Below are 14,565 nucleotides of genomic sequence, written 5' to 3'. Positions count from 1 at the left end.
GCCTCGAAAAAGTGAGCCTGTAATTACAGGCTCCAATGCCGATTCAGCCGCCGTCGCGGCCATTCAGGTTCCGAAATCGATTAGTCAAAGTAATAGGTACCGCTTATGCCCAGGGTGCGCGGATCTCCCTGTACGCAACGAATCAAGGTGCCGCCATTGGAAATGGTGCCGAAGATTTCCCCGTTTGGCTGATCAATCATGCCGTTGCAGTAGGTTTCATCAGCGATGTTCTCGATAAAGGCACTGATTGACCAGCTGTCGTCGCCGGAAGTCAGGCCCAGACGCAGATTGGCCAGCGCGTAGGCATCCTGGATTGTCTGCGGGTTGTTGTTGGTCGTGCCCCCCACATTGGCCTCGTCTGTCCATTTCATTTCTCCACGTAGAAACCACGCCATGCCGCTGTCACCAATCGGTTGCGTCCATTGAGAAGTCAGATTGACCTGGTTTTCAGGTGAGTAGCGGTTGCGTGTACCGGCCAGGTCCCGGGTGCCCGCCATGCCCGGCAGGTTGCTGCCGTTGTCGAATTCGAGAAATTCGGAATCCAGATAGGCATAGCCGAAGTTGATCATCAGCTGGTCCATCGGATAATACTGCATATCCAGCTCCAGACCCTGCTGGCGCAATTCCCCGGCATTGGCAATCACATAGGTCAGGTTTTCGAATGAACGATCCTGGAAGTTCTCGATATCGGTGCGGTACAGGCTCGCATTGGCCACCAGACTGCCGTCAAGCAGGGTACTTTTGAGGCCAAACTCGTAGTTCATCACCTCTTCCGAATCAAACAGGCGCTGGTCGCCAGTCAGACCGCCGCGGGTCATCACCGAGTTGAGGCCGCCCGACTTGTATCCCGTGGAGACGGTGAAGTAGGCCATGATATCGTTGTCGACAAAATATCTGGCATTGGCCACCCAGGTCGTCTGCTCGTCCGCGAAGGCGAGCTGGTGGTCTTCGGGGGCCGCCAGCAGCGCCGAGGCAATTGGGTTATTGGACTTCACCAGAAAGCTGCCGTCCTTGTCATCATCCGAGTAGCGCACGCCGAAAGTCAGATCCAGCTGCTCGGTTGCGTGGTAGGTTCCCTGGATAAACGCGGCGATAGATTCCGCGCGCTGGAAAAACTCGGAAGGCGTGACGTTTACCTGTGCAGCGCCGGCACAGAGGCTCGCGAAGGCGGGATTGACGGCGCCGGTCATGGGGCAGAATGCGCTGCCCAGATGCGCGGTCTGGTCGATATCGTAGTCTTCCTGGAAATAGTAAAGGCCGGCGACATAGTCAAAGCTGTCTCCTGTGGGAGAAATCAGCTGGATTTCCTGGGAGAAGGTGTCGCTGTAGTAGTGCGTCTCGCGGGCCAGGTCCTCCAACGGTAGCCGGAATACCGAGTTCTCCAGTGTGCGGTTCTGCCAGTCGCGGTAGGAGGTGATCGAACGCAGGGTATGGCCTGCGATCGCTTCATCCCAGGTGGTATCCAGCAGCAGGCCCCACTGGCGATCCGCCATGTCATCTTCGTGGAGCTGGTTGATCTCGTGATCCAGGCCGGATACGTCCGGGGCTATACCCAGGTAGTTCAGGGTAGCCAATCGCTCCGGGGTGGCCGATTCCGGCAGCACCTCGATGACGGGCCCCTCCCCGGAGAGCTCCTGGTAGTCGGCCCGCAGCAACACGCTGAGTGTGTCGGCTGGCTCGAACAGCAGCGAAGTTTTCAGGCTCTCGGCGCGGCTCGCTCCCACGCCCTCCTCACCGTCAAAGCGGTTTTTCCCGTAGCCATCCTCGCCGGCCATACTGGCTACGACGCGGCCCGATGCCCGGGAACCCAGCGCCTTGTTGGCAATCGCGGTTGTTTGGTAAGCGCCGTAATCGCCGAATCCTGCCTTCACCTTGACCGAGTCCTCGCCCAGCACCGGTGCCTTGGTGCGCAGGTTCAGCGCGCCCATGGCGGCATTGCGGCCGAACAGGGTGCCCTGGGGGCCGCGCAACACTTCAGCCACTTCGATATCCTGCAGATTACCCAGCAGGGCGCCCGGACGGGACACATAGGCACCGTCGATATAAACCGCCACGCTCGGGTCCATGGCGTTATTGCCGACGGTGCCGACGCCGCGAATAGAGATGCGTTGACTGACCGCCTGGCTGGATTTGGTGACACCGAGGTTGGGCGCGATATTGCCAAGATCTTCGAGGTCACTCAGTCCGGAATTCTCCAGGTAGTCGCCGGTAAAAGCCGAGACAGAAATGGGGACATCCTGGATACTCTCGGCGCGCTTGGTCGCGGTGACGACCACCTCCTCCACCACCGGTGCCGCCAGGGCCGCAGCGGGTATCTCCGCGATCAGGCCCAGGGAAATTGCGGCCGCAAGGGGCTTAAGTGACTGATTATTCATCCGTTCTCTCTCCGCTATTTATTGTGTTTTGGAGCCGAAAGCGGATACTAGCGCGCCGAATATGTAACTTATAGTGACTTTAATTTTCCCAAATAAAACTTTAAATTACATATAGGCCCTCACCCTGAACCTGGTCAATTTGGGACACGTCGATAGCTATGCTTACTCTCAAACAGCTTCGTCACCTGCGTGCAATCGTGCAGCACGGCACCATTCTGCGGGCGGCCGAGGTCCTACACCTGACGCACCCGGCGCTGACGCGCAGCCTGAACAACCTGGAAGAAACTCTCGGCGTGCAGTTGTTCGAGCGCTCCAAGGCGGGCATGAGGCCGACACCTTTCTGCCTGCAGCTGGCCCGCCGCTGTGATCAGGTCCTGTTGGATATCGACGACATTCAGCGAGAGGCCGAACTCTATCGCAATGTTCAGACCGGCACCCTGAACATCGGCGTGGGGCGGGCAATGAAAGATCTGATCACGCGTAACACACTGCCCGAGTTCGTCGAAAGCCATCCTCGGGTTGTTGTGGGCGTCAGTGAGGGAACCCCGGAGGAACTGGTTTACAGGCTCAAGCGCCGGGAGCTCGACTTACTGGTTGCCGGATCCGGCAGCTACCGGGATATCGACGGGATCAGGTATCAACATCTGCAAGATATTCCCCTGTCGGTCATCGTGAATCCGGCGCATCCATTGCGGGCCAGGGCCGATATCCGCTTTGACGACCTGGTACCCTATCCGTTGATTGCATCCACGCTGGTCAGCGCCGCCAACCCGCTATACAGAGCAGTGCTCAGCGCGGGAGATCCGAACCGGCAACTGCCATCGCTCGTTTGCAGTGATTATTCAACGCTGAAAGATATTCTGCTGCGAACCCAGTCCTGGCTGATCGCTCCGGAATTCTATTATTCGGCGGAGATTTTAGGCGGCGAATTGTGCACGCTGGATATTTCGCACCCCGCCCTGCTGAGCCAGCTGAGCGTGATGGACCTAGGTGAACGCTCCCGCTCACCAGCTGCAGCGGCATTTATTGCGCTGTGTGAGAAAAATATCTGAGGAGACTGAAACCGTCACGCCATTTGAAGCTGCTTTGCTTTCAATCAGCCCAATGCACCGACGGAAATTCTCACAGTCAAAATAACGCAGGCCTGTCGGGGGGCATCGCAAAGAAATTTCCGGCGACGGGTGGTCCGCCACCGGAATAATGGAGGCTATTAACGCACACCTTCCAGCAGGTGCCGCGCGATAATCAGCCGCTGGATTTCGCTAGTGCCTTCGTAGATGGTGGTAATACGCACATCGCGGGACATACGCTCCAGCGGGAACTCGCGCGTATAGCCCACTCCGCCGTGCATCTGCAGCGCCACGTAGCAGGCCTCGTTGGCCTTTTCACTGGCGTAGAGCTTGGCCATGGACGCGGCTGGACCGAAGTTCATACCGGCGTCCTTCTGCCAGGCTGCCTGCATCAGTAACAGGCGCGCAGATTCCATTTCGGTGTACTTGTCGGCCAGCTGCCACTGCAGCCCCTGAAACTGGGCCAGTTTCTTGCCGAACTGCTCGCGCTCCTGGATATAGTCGCGGGCGCAGTCCAGGGCTTCCAGGCCGATGCCCAGTGCCAGGGAGCCGATGCCGATGCGGCCGCCGGCCAGCTCGCCGGCGGCGATGCGGAAACCCTTGTTCTCTGCGCCGAGCAGGTTGGCGGCGGGAATGCGGCAGTCCTCGAAGGCAACCTCGTTGGTGACCGAGGCCTTTTGTCCCATCTTTTCCTCAGCCTTGCCAATCACCAGACCCGGGGTGCCCGCCTCCACCAGGAAACAGGAAATACCCTTGCCCTTCGGCGCCGCGGAGTCGGTCACAGCCCAGACCACGAAGATACCGGCAAACTCGGCGCTGCTGATAAACAGCTTGCTGCCATTCAGCACATAGTCGTCGCCGTCCTTGACCGCGCGAGTGCGCATGGCGGCGGCGTCGGAGCCGGAGCCCGGTTCGGTCAGGCAGAAGGAACCCGCGGCGTATTCGCCACTGCAGATTTTCGGCAGGTATTTGGCTTTCTGGCCGTCGTTGCCCACCGCCTGGATGACTTCTGCAACCATATTGGTTACAGAGGTGGTGGTCGCGGTGGAGGCGCAGCCGCGGGCCAATTCAGTAATGGCCAGGCTGAAGGCGATGGTGCCGGCGCCGGTGCCGCCGAAGTCGGGATCGATATTGATGCCCATAAAGCCCAGTTCGGCCAGCTGCTTGAGTTTTTCCAACAGCAGTTGGCGGTTGCCGGTCTTGTCCAGCTCGCCGGCGACCGGCTTCAGTTCGCTGTCGGCAAACTGGCGCGCCGCCTCCTGGATCATCTGCTGTTCTTCGGTGAGTGCGAAATCCATACAGTACCTGCTTATTCTTTATTTACTGGATTGCCAAATTTCTTTCTAGTAAGAGCGGCGGGACCGCCGGCGGATGGCCGCCCCGCCGCCCTACAATGTACTTTCGTCGTTCCGGCGCAGAGCCTGTGCCGGACTTGATCCGGTACCGGAACCCAGGTGCCATAGAACTGGATACCGGCCTGTGCCGGTATGACGACCTCGGGGTTTCAGGTTCAACCCCTGTAGATCAACCGGCGCAACATCCCCTGCTGAATGGCCACGCCGAGCATAATCAAAAACAGGCCGACAATGGTTGCCATATGAATCCTCTCGCCGACCAAAAGCGCAATCAATAGCAAGGATAGCGGCGGGGAGAGGTAAATCAGGTTACTGATGCGCGCGGTATTGTCGCAACACATCATGGCCGCCTGCCACAGCAGGAAGGCGATCCCCATTTCAAACAGTCCCACATAGATGGCACCCAGCCAGCCGGCCAGCGGCGGCCATTGCCAGTCGCCCTGGACCATCAACGCCGCCCCCAACCACGGCAGGCCGCACAGGAAGCTGAGCAGCAGGTTGATCTCCGCACTGCCGCCGATGCGCGTGTTCAGCAACCAATAGCAGCACCAGATCAATGTGCTGAACAGTGCCAGGGCCACGCCCAGCGGCTGGTCGAATTGTAGTCCCAGCAGCTGGCCACGCGTGACGATCACCAGCACGCCACTGTAGCAGACCAGCGCGGCCACCAGGTCCCGGCGGCGCAACTGCTGTTTCAGCACCGGTACCGACAGCAGCGCCAGCAGTATGCCCCAGGTGTAATTGAGCGGCTGCGCCTGCTGCGCGGGCAGCAGGTCATAGGCGTGGAAGAGCACCAGGTAATAGAGAAAAGGATTGCAGAAACCCAGGACAAGATACCAGGGCCGGTTCTGCTGCCAGGCGCCGGGAACCAGATTCCAGCGCCGCCGCCAGCTGATCACCGCGGCCATCAGCAAAGTGGATGTCAGGGCGGCGATGGTCACCAGTTGCAGCGGCGACACAGCTTGCAGCGACAGCTTGAAAGCGCTGGCCACGGTGGACCAGCAGAGCACCGCCGCCAGGGCCAGCAGGTAGGCGCGGCGATTGTCGACGATGTGCGGGATAGCCATCAATCAATACCTGAATCCGTACAGCTTTCCATTCAGGAACTAAGCTTTTATGGAGTTTTGTGCGCCAACGGGCCTCAGCGCTTGCCACCCTTGGCCTTGGGCTCCGGGTCCGGCACCGCCACGGCGGTATCCGTCTTGACCTCCTGGATCACCACATAGGTGTGGGTCTCGCGCACCCCGGGGATGGACGCCAGCTTCTCTCCGAGGAAGCGGCGGTAGCCGAGCATGTCCTTGATGCGGATCTTGATCAGATAGTCAAAACCGCCGGCGACCATATGGCACTCCTGCACCTCTTCCAGGCTGGATACATGCTGGTTGAAGGCCTCCAGGGCCTCGGTGGCGGTGTCGGTCAGGGTGACCTGGATATAGACCACCAGGCCGGCGTGGACCTTGAGTGGATCCAGCAGCGCCACATAGTCGCGGATAAAGCCCTCGCGCTCGAGGCGCTTGACCCGCTCCAGGCAGGGCGTGGGGCTCAGGTTTACCCGCCGCGCCAATTCCACGTTCGGCAGGCGCCCGTGGCGCTGCAGGATGCGCAGTATCTGGCGGTCGATACGGTCCAGATCTTCCAACTGTCGAGACATAGCAACATACCCTACTGGTAATCACGCAAACAGGCGTGATATTTAACCACAACCGGCGGCAATATGGCGATTAATTCTGAGGAGTTTCGCACATAATCCGGTTTTTTATACTGGCCCTCTACTAATGAGTTTGGGAGACATTATGTCGACAACATTCGCCGGGCAATTCAGTGAAGAGTTGCACAGCGCCCGCCAGCGGGCCCGCGAGTATCTGCACGCCGACGAAAACCAGTGCGTCAGCGAACTGCTGGCTGCCCCGCGTCCCAGCGACACATTGCGCAAGAAGATCCTCAATACTTCGCGCGAGCTGGTACGCCACTCGCGCCAGCACCGCAGCAAGCGCGGCACCCTCGATGCCTTCCTGCAGCAATTCGGCCTCTCCAACAAGGAGGGCGTGGCGCTGATGTGCCTGGCGGAGTCCCTGCTGCGTGTGCCGGATGCGGATACTGCCGACAAACTGATCGCCGAGAAAGTGCATTCCGGCAACTGGTCCAGCCATCGTGGCCAGTCCGACTCCCTGTTCGTCAACGCCTCCACCTGGGGCCTGATGCTGACCGGCAATATCGTCGAGCTGGATCCGGACATCACCGAGAAGCCCTCCTCCTGGATGAAGCGCCTGGTCAGCCGCCTGGGCGAGCCCATGGTGCGCACCTCCATGATGCAGGCGATGAAAATCATGGGCGGCCAGTATGTACTGGGCCGCACCATCGAGGAGGCCCTCAAACGCGGCCCGGCGGAGAACCTGCCCGGCACCCGCTTTTCCTTCGATATGCTCGGCGAGGGCGCCCGCACCATGGCGGACGCAAAGCGCTACTTCGACGCCTATATGATGGCGATCGAGTCCATCGGCAAGAACAATATCGAAAAGGGTGGCGACAAGCGCGACGTGGTGGAGGCCAACGGTATCTCCATCAAGCTGTCCGCCCTGCACCCGCGCTACAGCGAGCTGCAGCGCGAGCGGGTGATGAGCGAACTGCTGCCCCAGGTGAAAGCACTGTGCGCTGCCGCGGCCAAATACGATATGGGCCTCAATATCGACGCCGAAGAGGCGGAGCGCCTGGATATCTCCCTGGACATCTTCGAGGCCCTGGCCCGCGATCCGGAACTGAAAGACTGGCAGGGCCTCGGCTTTGTGCTGCAGGCCTACCAGAAGCGCGCCCCGCATGTCGCTGACTGGCTGATCGCCCTGGGCCGCGATACCGGCCGCAAGCTGATGGTGCGCCTGGTCAAGGGCGCCTACTGGGACACCGAGATCAAGCACGCCCAGCAGATGGGCCTGTCCGACTACCCGGTGTACACGCGCAAGTGCCACACAGACCTCTCCTACCAGGTGTGTGCGAAGAAGCTGCTGGACGCGCGCGACGCCATCTATCCACAGTTCGCCACCCACAACGCCTACACCGTGGGCCTGATCCTGGAACTGGCCGGCGACGCCGACGACTACGAGTTCCAGCGGTTGCACGGCATGGGTCACCTGCTCTACGCACAGTTGGAAGCCGTACACGGCAAGCGCGTGCCCGTGCGGGTCTATGCCCCGGTCGGCGCACACAAGGACCTGCTGCCCTACCTGGTGCGCCGCCTGCTGGAGAACGGTGCCAACAGCTCCTTCGTCAATCGCTTTATGGACGAAAAGACCCCGATCGAAGAACTGGTGCAGGACACCCTAGAACAGAGCGAGGCCTGCAACCCCTATCGCCACCCGCAAATCCCGGTACCGGAGGACATCTATATGGGAGCTGAGGCCCTGCCACGGAAAAATTCACACGGCATCGAATTGACCGACCCGATCGCAATAGCACCGCTACAGGAAGCGGTGGAAAAGATGCGCGGCAAGCATTTCCTCGGCGGCCCCATAGTCGACGGCGTGATGGATAAGGCAGAAGAGCCTGTCGTCAACCCGGCTACTAACGAGATCGTCGGCCATACAGCCAACACCGATAAGCACCTGATCGATCGAGCATACACCTCGGCAACCGAAGCCCAGATCGCCTGGGACCGCCTGGGCGGCGACGCGCGCGCGAAGATTCTCGACAAGGTCGCCGACCTCTACGAAAAGCATATCAATGACCTGACTGCACTTATCTGCCTGGAAGCCGGCCGCACCCTGAACGACGGTATCAGTGAAGTGCGCGAAGCGGTGGATTTCTGCCGCTATTACGCCAACGGCGCGCGCAAGCATTTCAGCGAGCCGCAGCAACTGCCCGGCCCCACTGGCGAGAGCAATGAACTCTTCCTGAGTGGCCGCGGTGTCTTCGTCGCCATCAGCCCGTGGAACTTCCCCCTGGCAATCTTCACCGGCCAGGTGGTGGCCGCACTGGCCGCGGGCAACGCGGTGCTGGCCAAGCCGGCCGAGCAGACACCGCTGATCGCTGCGCGCGCCATAGAGCTGATGCACGAGGCCGGCGTACCGGCGAAAGTATTGCACCTGATCACCGGTACCGGCGCCGCCGTGGGCCAGCCGCTGATCGAGGACCCGCGCCTGTCCGGCGTGGCCTTTACCGGCTCCACCGAAACCGCGCGCCTGATCAACAAACAGCTGGCGGACAAGGAAGGCCCTATCACGCCGCTGATCGCCGAGACCGGCGGCCAGAACGTGATGATCGTCGACTCCACCGCCCTGCCGGAGCAGGTGGTGGACGATGTGATCCAGTCCGCCTTCCTGAGCGCCGGCCAGCGCTGCTCGGCACTGCGTATCCTGTGCGTGCAGGACGTGATCGCCGACAATCTGCTGAATATGCTCAAGGGCGCCTGCGATGAACTGACCCTAGGCGACCCGTCCAAACTGGAGACCGATATAGGCCCGGTGATCGATGAGAAGGCCCTGGGCCTGCTGGAAGCCCACCGCGAGCGTATGCAGAGGGAAGCCAAGCCGCTGTTTGCCTTCGACGAGGGCAAGAAGCCGGGTAGCGGCACCTTCTTCGGCCCGCAGGTAGTGGAGATTGAGGATTTCTCCCTGCTGGAGCGCGAGGTGTTCGGTCCCTTCCTGCACGTGGTGCGCTTCAAGGCGGAGGAGCTGGAAGACGTGATCCGCCGTATCAACGCCACCGGCTACGGCCTGACCTTCGGCCTGCACTCGCGCATCGAGGGTCGTGCCCACGCGGTATTCAAGCGCGTGCACGTGGGCAACACCTACGTCAATCGCGACATGGTCGGCGCGGTTGTGGGCGTCAACCCCTTCGGCGGCCAGGGCCTGTCCGGCACCGGCCCCAAGGCCGGCGGCCCCCACTACCTGTTCCGCTTCGCCGACGAGAAAACCAAGACCATCAACACAGTGGCCACCGGCGGCAATACCCAGCTGTTTAGCCTGGGGCAGTAACTGCGCTCGATTCGTCGTTCCGGTGCAGGCCGGAACCCAGGTCTCCGAACCTGGATACCGGCCTGCGCCGGTATGACGAATTCTTAAAGTTCGAAGGGGCGGACATATATCCGCCTCTACTTCCGCTCTTCCAGCGGCATCCCGCGCCGGCCCGCAATAACGTCTTTACTTGGCAGATGAAAGGAATTTCACCGACTGCCCGGAGCGTTATCGCCAATGGACGGCTGCACCCCAATTCGCGCACCCATTCTCCACCCCGCCGGCCCTGTGGCGCTGGCCGAGCGCGACCTGCTGTTTACCGCGGTATTCATCATGCTGGTCGTGTTGATCCCGGTCTTTGTGATGACCTTCCTGTTCGCCTGGCGCTACCGCGCTTCTGGGGGAAAGGGCCGCTACACGCCCAACTGGTTCTATTCCGGGAAAATCGACGCGCTGATCTGGCTGGTACCCGCGGCAATAGTGGTGATCCTGGCCTGTCTGCTCTGGAGTGAAACCCACAGGCTCGATCCCTACCGTCAGTTGAACGCCGGCACCCGCCCTCTGGAAGTGGAGGCCGTTGCCCAGGACTGGAAGTGGCTGTTTATCTATCCCGAGCATGGCATCGCATCGGTCAATGAACTGGCATTTCCCGCCGGCCGGCCCCTCAGCCTCAAGATCACCTCCGACACGGTGATGAATTCCTTTTTCATCCCCGCCCTGGGCGGGCAGATCTATGCCATGGCGGGCATGCAGACGCGCCTCAACTTGCTTGCCGACAGGTCGGGCTGTTTCCGCGGCCGAAATATGCAGTACAGCGGTGACGGATTTCCGGATCAGCATTTCGCCGCGCGCGCCCTGTCCGCGGAGGCATTCGAGGACTGGGTGGCGAAGGCCAGGAAATCGCCCGAGCGGCTGGACGCGACCAGTTACCGCGCACTGGCCGCGCCCAGTCGCGATCATCCCGTCAGCTATTATTCCGGAGTCGCACCGCGACTGTTCGACAGCATCATCGCGAAATATGCCGGCCAACATCCGGAATAGATTATGGAGATGCGCATCCTGGGAAGGCTGACCGCCGCCGACGCCCTGCCCCTTTACAGCTGGGTCGCCATCGGTGGCGCGGTGGTTACTATTCTCGGCTTCCTGGCCATCATCGGCACCATCACCTGGCTGGGCAAATGGCGCTATGTCTGGACCGAGTGGCTGACCAGCCTGGATCACAAGCGCATCGGCATCCTGTACGTGATGCTGGCGCTGGTGATGCTGCTGCGCGGCTTCGTCGACGCCATCATGATGCGCGCCCAGCAGGCGTTTGCACTCAATTCCGGCGGCTACCTGCCGCCGGAGCATTTCGACCAGATCTTCAGCTCCCACGGCACCATCATGGTTTTCTTCATGGCGATGCCGTTCCTGACCGGGCTGATCAATATCATCGTGCCGCAACAGATAGGCGCACGGGATGTCGCCTTCCCCTTTATGAATTCTGTCAGCCTGTGGCTGACCGCCGCCGGCGCCGGCCTGGTGCTGATATCCCTGGTGGTGGGCCGCTTTTCCACCGCCGGCTGGACCGGTTACCCGCCCTACTCCGGTGCCGGGTACAACCCGGGTGTAGGCGTCGATTACTGGATATGGGCGATCCAGGTCAGCGGTATCGGCAGCACCCTCTCCGGCATCAACTTTATCGTCACCATTCTCAAGCGGCGCGCGCCGGGCATGAAGCTGATGCGCATGCCGCTTTTCTGCTGGACCACGCTGGCCTCCAGTATCCTGATGGTCTTCGCCTTTCCCGCCCTCACGGTAACCACCGCCCTCCTGGCGCTGGACCGCATCTTCGATATGCACTTTTTTACCAATACCGACGGCGGCAACCTGATGAATTACATCAACCTCTTCTGGATCTGGGGTCACCCCGAGGTCTATATCCTGATACTACCTGCCTTTGGCATCTATTCCGGCGTGGTCTCCACCTTCGCCGCCAAGCGGCTGTTCGGCTACAAATCCCTGGTCTACGCCACAATGGCCATCGCGCTGCTGTCCTTCACTGTCTGGCTACACCATTTTTTCACCATGGGTGCCAGCGCCGGGGTCAACGCTTTTTTCGGCGTCGCCACCATGGTGATCGCCGTACCCACCGGCGTGAAGGTTTTCGACTGGCTGATGACCCTGTTTCGCGGGCGCATCACCTTCCACCCATCGATGCTGTGGACGCTGGGATTTATCGTCACCTTCACGATCGGCGGTATGACCGGTGTGCTGCTGGCACTGCCGCCGGCGGACTACCTGATGCACAACTCCACCTTCCTGGTGGCGCACTTCCACAATATGCTGATTCCCGGCGCACTTTTCGGCTACCTGGCCGGCTATATGTACTGGTTTCCCAAGGCCTTTGGCTTCACCCTGGACGAGCGCTGGGGGAAGCGCGCCTTCTGGTGCTGGATCAGCGGTTTCTACCTGGCCTTTATGCCGCTGTATATGCTGGGCTTTATGGGCATGGCGCGGCGCATGGAGCGTTACGACGTGGCCGCCTGGCAGCCACCGCTGGTGATCGCGGCCCTCGGGGCCGCGGTGATTCTGGCCGGCATCGCCTGCCTGGTGATACAGCTGATCGCCAGTATCCGCACTCGGGAAAGGAGACGCGACCTGACCGGCGACCCCTGGGACGGGCGCACCCTGGAGTGGCTGACCGCCTCGCCGCCGGCGCCCTACAATTTCGCCGTGCTGCCGCAGGTGCGGGATATCGACGCCCTGCATGAAATGAAACGGCGCGGCGCCGTTTACGAAAGGCCGGAGCGCTACGAAGATATTCTGCTGCCGAGAAACACCGGCGCCGGCGTACTGATCGGCGGCTTCGCCTTCGTGTTTGGCTTCTCGGCGGTCTGGCATATCTGGTGGGCGGCAGCCGCAGCGCTGCTTGCATTGCTGGCCGCGGCGGCGGCACGCAGCTTTTGCGACAGGACCGAATTCCGCTTGTCCGCCAGCGAAATACAGCAAATCGAAGAACGGCGCTTGCGGCAACTCGCCGGGGAGGAAGCGCTGTGAGTATCGCCGGCAAAGACACCGCTGTACTGCCGGAAGCCGATGTCTATGAACAGCGTGCGCTGGGATTCTGGCTCTACCTGATGAGCGACGCCATCATCTTCGCACTGCTGTTTGCCACCTACCTGGTGATGGTGGGCAACACCGCCGGCGGTCCCGGCGGCGGCGACCTGTTCAGCCTGTCCCACACCTTCGGTGAGACCCTGCTGCTGCTGACCAGCAGCCTCACCTTCGGTCTGGCCTCGGTGGCCTTGGATAGCGGCAACCGCCGACAACTACTGGGCTGGCTCGCGGTTACCTTCGCGCTGGGTCTGGGTTTCGTGGCGATGGAGTTGCGTGAATTCCACGGCCTGATTGCCCTGGGAGCGGGGCCGGAACGCAGCGGTTTCCTGTCCGCCTTCTTTACCCTGGTGGGCACCCACGGACTGCACGTGAGCGCCGGACTGGTCTTTATCCTGGTAATGATGGCGCAGGTCGCGGTAAAGGGTCTGAGCCGGCCGGTGGCTTCGCGCCTGGAGCGACTCGGCCTCTTCTGGCATTTCCTCGACATCGTATGGATTGGCATTTTTTCCGCCGTTTACCTACCGGGAATACTGCAATGAACAATGCGCCAACAGCCGGAAGATACAGTCTGAAAAGATACCTGGGCGGCTATGTGCTGGCGCTGCTACTGACCGCCATTCCCTTCGGCCTGGCAGCTACAGCCGCGCTGCCCAGGCACAGCGTCCTGATCGCAGTCGGCGCCGCAGCGCTGGCCCAGGTTTTGGTACACCTGCGCTGCTTCCTGCATCTGGGGCTGCGCACCACAGCGCCAGAGCGACTGCTGGCCATCGCCTTTGCCGCCGTGCTGATCCTGATCATGATTGGCGGCAGCCTGTGGATCATGTTCAACCTGCACTACCGCATGTGGGTCTGACTCGCCGCATAACCCAGCGACATATCCTCAACAAAGCCGACTCCATGCTGATTTGCGCGCCATTTTCGGGCAAAAAAAGAGCCGGGGGTTTCCCGGCTCTAATCAAGTCCTGTGAGATTGCCGAATTTCATTGGGCAGACTTGTTTGTTTGACCGTTCCGATTAAAAAAAGATCAATTCAACACGCGATATCCGCGACCACGCAGACAGTTTCTGGTGATCTGCTCGGCCTCCACATTGGCGCTGCCCGCGCCAGACACGCCGCCGACCAATGCGCCCGCGCCGGCACCAGCGGCCGCGGCACGGCTGCTGTCACCGATAATGGCGCCCAGCGCACCGCCCAGCAGCGCACCGCCGGCGGCGCGGGCTACGCCCCTGCGCCCCTGATCGGCGCGCGCCGCATAGGAAAGCCCCTTGCAGTCTGCCAGGTCCGCCTGGTACTGGCTCATATTCACACCGTAGGTATCGATCACCACGCTACCGGCACCGGGCACCTGCTCCTGCTGCGTGGCGCAGCCGACGGCCAGCGCAGCGCAAAGCCCCATCACTGCTATTCCAGACTTCATCTGACGCACCTCCAACTTCAACCCGAGCTAGCCTGCGCAAGGTACGGGCAGTTTGTCACCTGATTCTTCTTTAGGTTTAGACGAAGGTTGGAATTGGCGCCAGCCGGTGGCAGAAGAAGCGCTGACTGGTTGGGCAAGAAAATAGAGGAAAGGAGGCCCATATAGGAGCGGCCCATGGCCGCGATCGATCGCGGCCAACGGCGGGTGGCCGCTCCGCCGCTCCTACAGGGTGCAGTCGTCATTCCGGCGGAGGGCGGCATCCAGGGGCCACCGAACTGGGTAGCGGCCTTCGCCGGTAGGAC

The 14,565-nt window shown here is 61.0% G+C and carries 11 protein-coding genes; 6 read left to right on the top strand and 5 right to left on the bottom strand.

Annotated features, from left to right (window positions below):
• Positions 1–80: 80 nt before the first annotated feature.
• A complete protein-coding gene (locus tag IG627_RS19710) occupies positions 81–2,375 on the bottom strand; it encodes a TonB-dependent receptor (RefSeq protein ID WP_193194868.1) in 2,295 nt (764 codons plus the stop codon).
• Between the two features lie 158 nt (positions 2,376–2,533).
• Here IG627_RS19710 and IG627_RS19705 point away from each other — a divergent pair, with 158 nt between their 5' ends.
• Positions 2,534–3,427 carry a LysR family transcriptional regulator gene (locus tag IG627_RS19705; protein ID WP_193194866.1) on the top strand — a complete coding sequence of 298 codons (894 nt, stop codon included), beginning with the start codon at positions 2,534–2,536 and terminating at the stop codon, positions 3,425–3,427.
• Positions 3,428–3,585: 158 nt separating this feature from the next.
• On the opposite strand, the gene IG627_RS19700 is transcribed toward IG627_RS19705, so the two are convergent.
• The 3 genes from IG627_RS19700 to IG627_RS19690 all read right to left on the bottom strand — a co-directional run bounded on the left by IG627_RS19700 (position 3,586) and on the right by IG627_RS19690 (position 6,451).
• On the bottom strand, positions 3,586–4,743 hold the full coding sequence (locus IG627_RS19700; RefSeq protein WP_193194864.1) for an acyl-CoA dehydrogenase family protein: 1,158 nt from the start codon (positions 4,741–4,743) through the stop codon (positions 3,586–3,588).
• Between the two features lie 212 nt (positions 4,744–4,955).
• Positions 4,956–5,867, bottom strand: coding sequence for a DMT family transporter (locus IG627_RS19695; RefSeq protein WP_193194862.1), 912 nt, complete (start codon positions 5,865–5,867; stop codon positions 4,956–4,958).
• A gap of 74 nt (positions 5,868–5,941) precedes the next feature.
• On the bottom strand, positions 5,942–6,451 hold the full coding sequence (locus tag IG627_RS19690) for an Lrp/AsnC ligand binding domain-containing protein (protein WP_193194860.1): 510 nt from the start codon (positions 6,449–6,451) through the stop codon (positions 5,942–5,944).
• Positions 6,452–6,593: 142 nt separating this feature from the next.
• Between IG627_RS19690 and putA the strand changes: the two genes are divergently transcribed.
• The 5 genes from putA to cyoD all read left to right on the top strand — a co-directional run bounded on the left by putA (position 6,594) and on the right by cyoD (position 13,698).
• Positions 6,594–9,767, top strand: coding sequence for a bifunctional proline dehydrogenase/L-glutamate gamma-semialdehyde dehydrogenase PutA (gene putA, locus IG627_RS19685; protein WP_193194858.1), 3,174 nt, complete (start codon positions 6,594–6,596; stop codon positions 9,765–9,767).
• Between the two features lie 216 nt (positions 9,768–9,983).
• Entirely contained in the window at positions 9,984–10,787 is an 804-nt protein-coding gene (gene cyoA, locus IG627_RS19680; RefSeq protein WP_193194856.1) for a ubiquinol oxidase subunit II, read from the top strand.
• A 3-nt stretch (positions 10,788–10,790) separates the two neighbouring features.
• On the top strand, positions 10,791–12,785 hold the full coding sequence (locus IG627_RS19675; protein WP_226865473.1) for a cbb3-type cytochrome c oxidase subunit I: 1,995 nt from the start codon (positions 10,791–10,793) through the stop codon (positions 12,783–12,785).
• Complete coding sequence (gene cyoC / locus IG627_RS19670) at positions 12,782–13,384, top strand: cytochrome o ubiquinol oxidase subunit III (RefSeq protein WP_319024618.1); 603 nt, start codon at positions 12,782–12,784, stop codon at positions 13,382–13,384. The genes IG627_RS19675 and cyoC overlap by 4 nt, the downstream gene beginning before the upstream one ends.
• Positions 13,381–13,698: a cytochrome o ubiquinol oxidase subunit IV gene (gene cyoD / locus IG627_RS19665; RefSeq protein ID WP_193194854.1), complete on the top strand. Its 318-nt coding sequence runs from the start codon at positions 13,381–13,383 to the stop codon at positions 13,696–13,698. Before cyoC ends, cyoD begins: the two co-directional genes overlap by 4 nt.
• Before the next feature lie 172 nt (positions 13,699–13,870).
• On the opposite strand, the gene IG627_RS19660 is transcribed toward cyoD, so the two are convergent.
• Positions 13,871–14,263 carry a glycine zipper family protein gene (locus tag IG627_RS19660; protein ID WP_193194852.1) on the bottom strand — a complete coding sequence of 131 codons (393 nt, stop codon included), beginning with the start codon at positions 14,261–14,263 and terminating at the stop codon, positions 13,871–13,873.
• Positions 14,264–14,565 lie beyond the last annotated feature (302 nt).

It is taken from the genome of Microbulbifer taiwanensis, assembly GCF_014904815.1.
Classification (GTDB): Bacteria; Pseudomonadota; Gammaproteobacteria; order Pseudomonadales; family Cellvibrionaceae; genus Microbulbifer; species Microbulbifer taiwanensis.
This window is presented reverse-complemented; position numbering and strand designations above follow the sequence as displayed.

Excerpts from the sequence above, each read along its gene's own strand:
- IG627_RS19690 (WP_193194860.1), bottom strand. The coding sequence starts at position 6,451 with ATGTCTCGACAGTTGGAAGATCTGGACCGTATCGACCGCCAGATACTG.
- cyoA (WP_193194856.1), top strand. The coding sequence starts at position 9,984 with ATGGACGGCTGCACCCCAATTCGCGCACCCATTCTCCACCCCGCCGGC.
- IG627_RS19660 (WP_193194852.1), bottom strand. The coding sequence starts at position 14,263 with ATGAAGTCTGGAATAGCAGTGATGGGGCTTTGCGCTGCGCTGGCCGTC.
- cyoD (WP_193194854.1), top strand. The coding sequence starts at position 13,381 with ATGAACAATGCGCCAACAGCCGGAAGATACAGTCTGAAAAGATACCTG.
- IG627_RS19695 (WP_193194862.1), bottom strand. The coding sequence starts at position 5,867 with ATGGCTATCCCGCACATCGTCGACAATCGCCGCGCCTACCTGCTGGCC.
- IG627_RS19675 (WP_226865473.1), top strand. The coding sequence starts at position 10,791 with ATGGAGATGCGCATCCTGGGAAGGCTGACCGCCGCCGACGCCCTGCCC.
- IG627_RS19710 (WP_193194868.1), bottom strand. The coding sequence starts at position 2,375 with ATGAATAATCAGTCACTTAAGCCCCTTGCGGCCGCAATTTCCCTGGGC.
- putA (WP_193194858.1), top strand. The coding sequence starts at position 6,594 with ATGTCGACAACATTCGCCGGGCAATTCAGTGAAGAGTTGCACAGCGCC.
- IG627_RS19700 (WP_193194864.1), bottom strand. The coding sequence starts at position 4,743 with ATGGATTTCGCACTCACCGAAGAACAGCAGATGATCCAGGAGGCGGCG.
- IG627_RS19705 (WP_193194866.1), top strand. The coding sequence starts at position 2,534 with ATGCTTACTCTCAAACAGCTTCGTCACCTGCGTGCAATCGTGCAGCAC.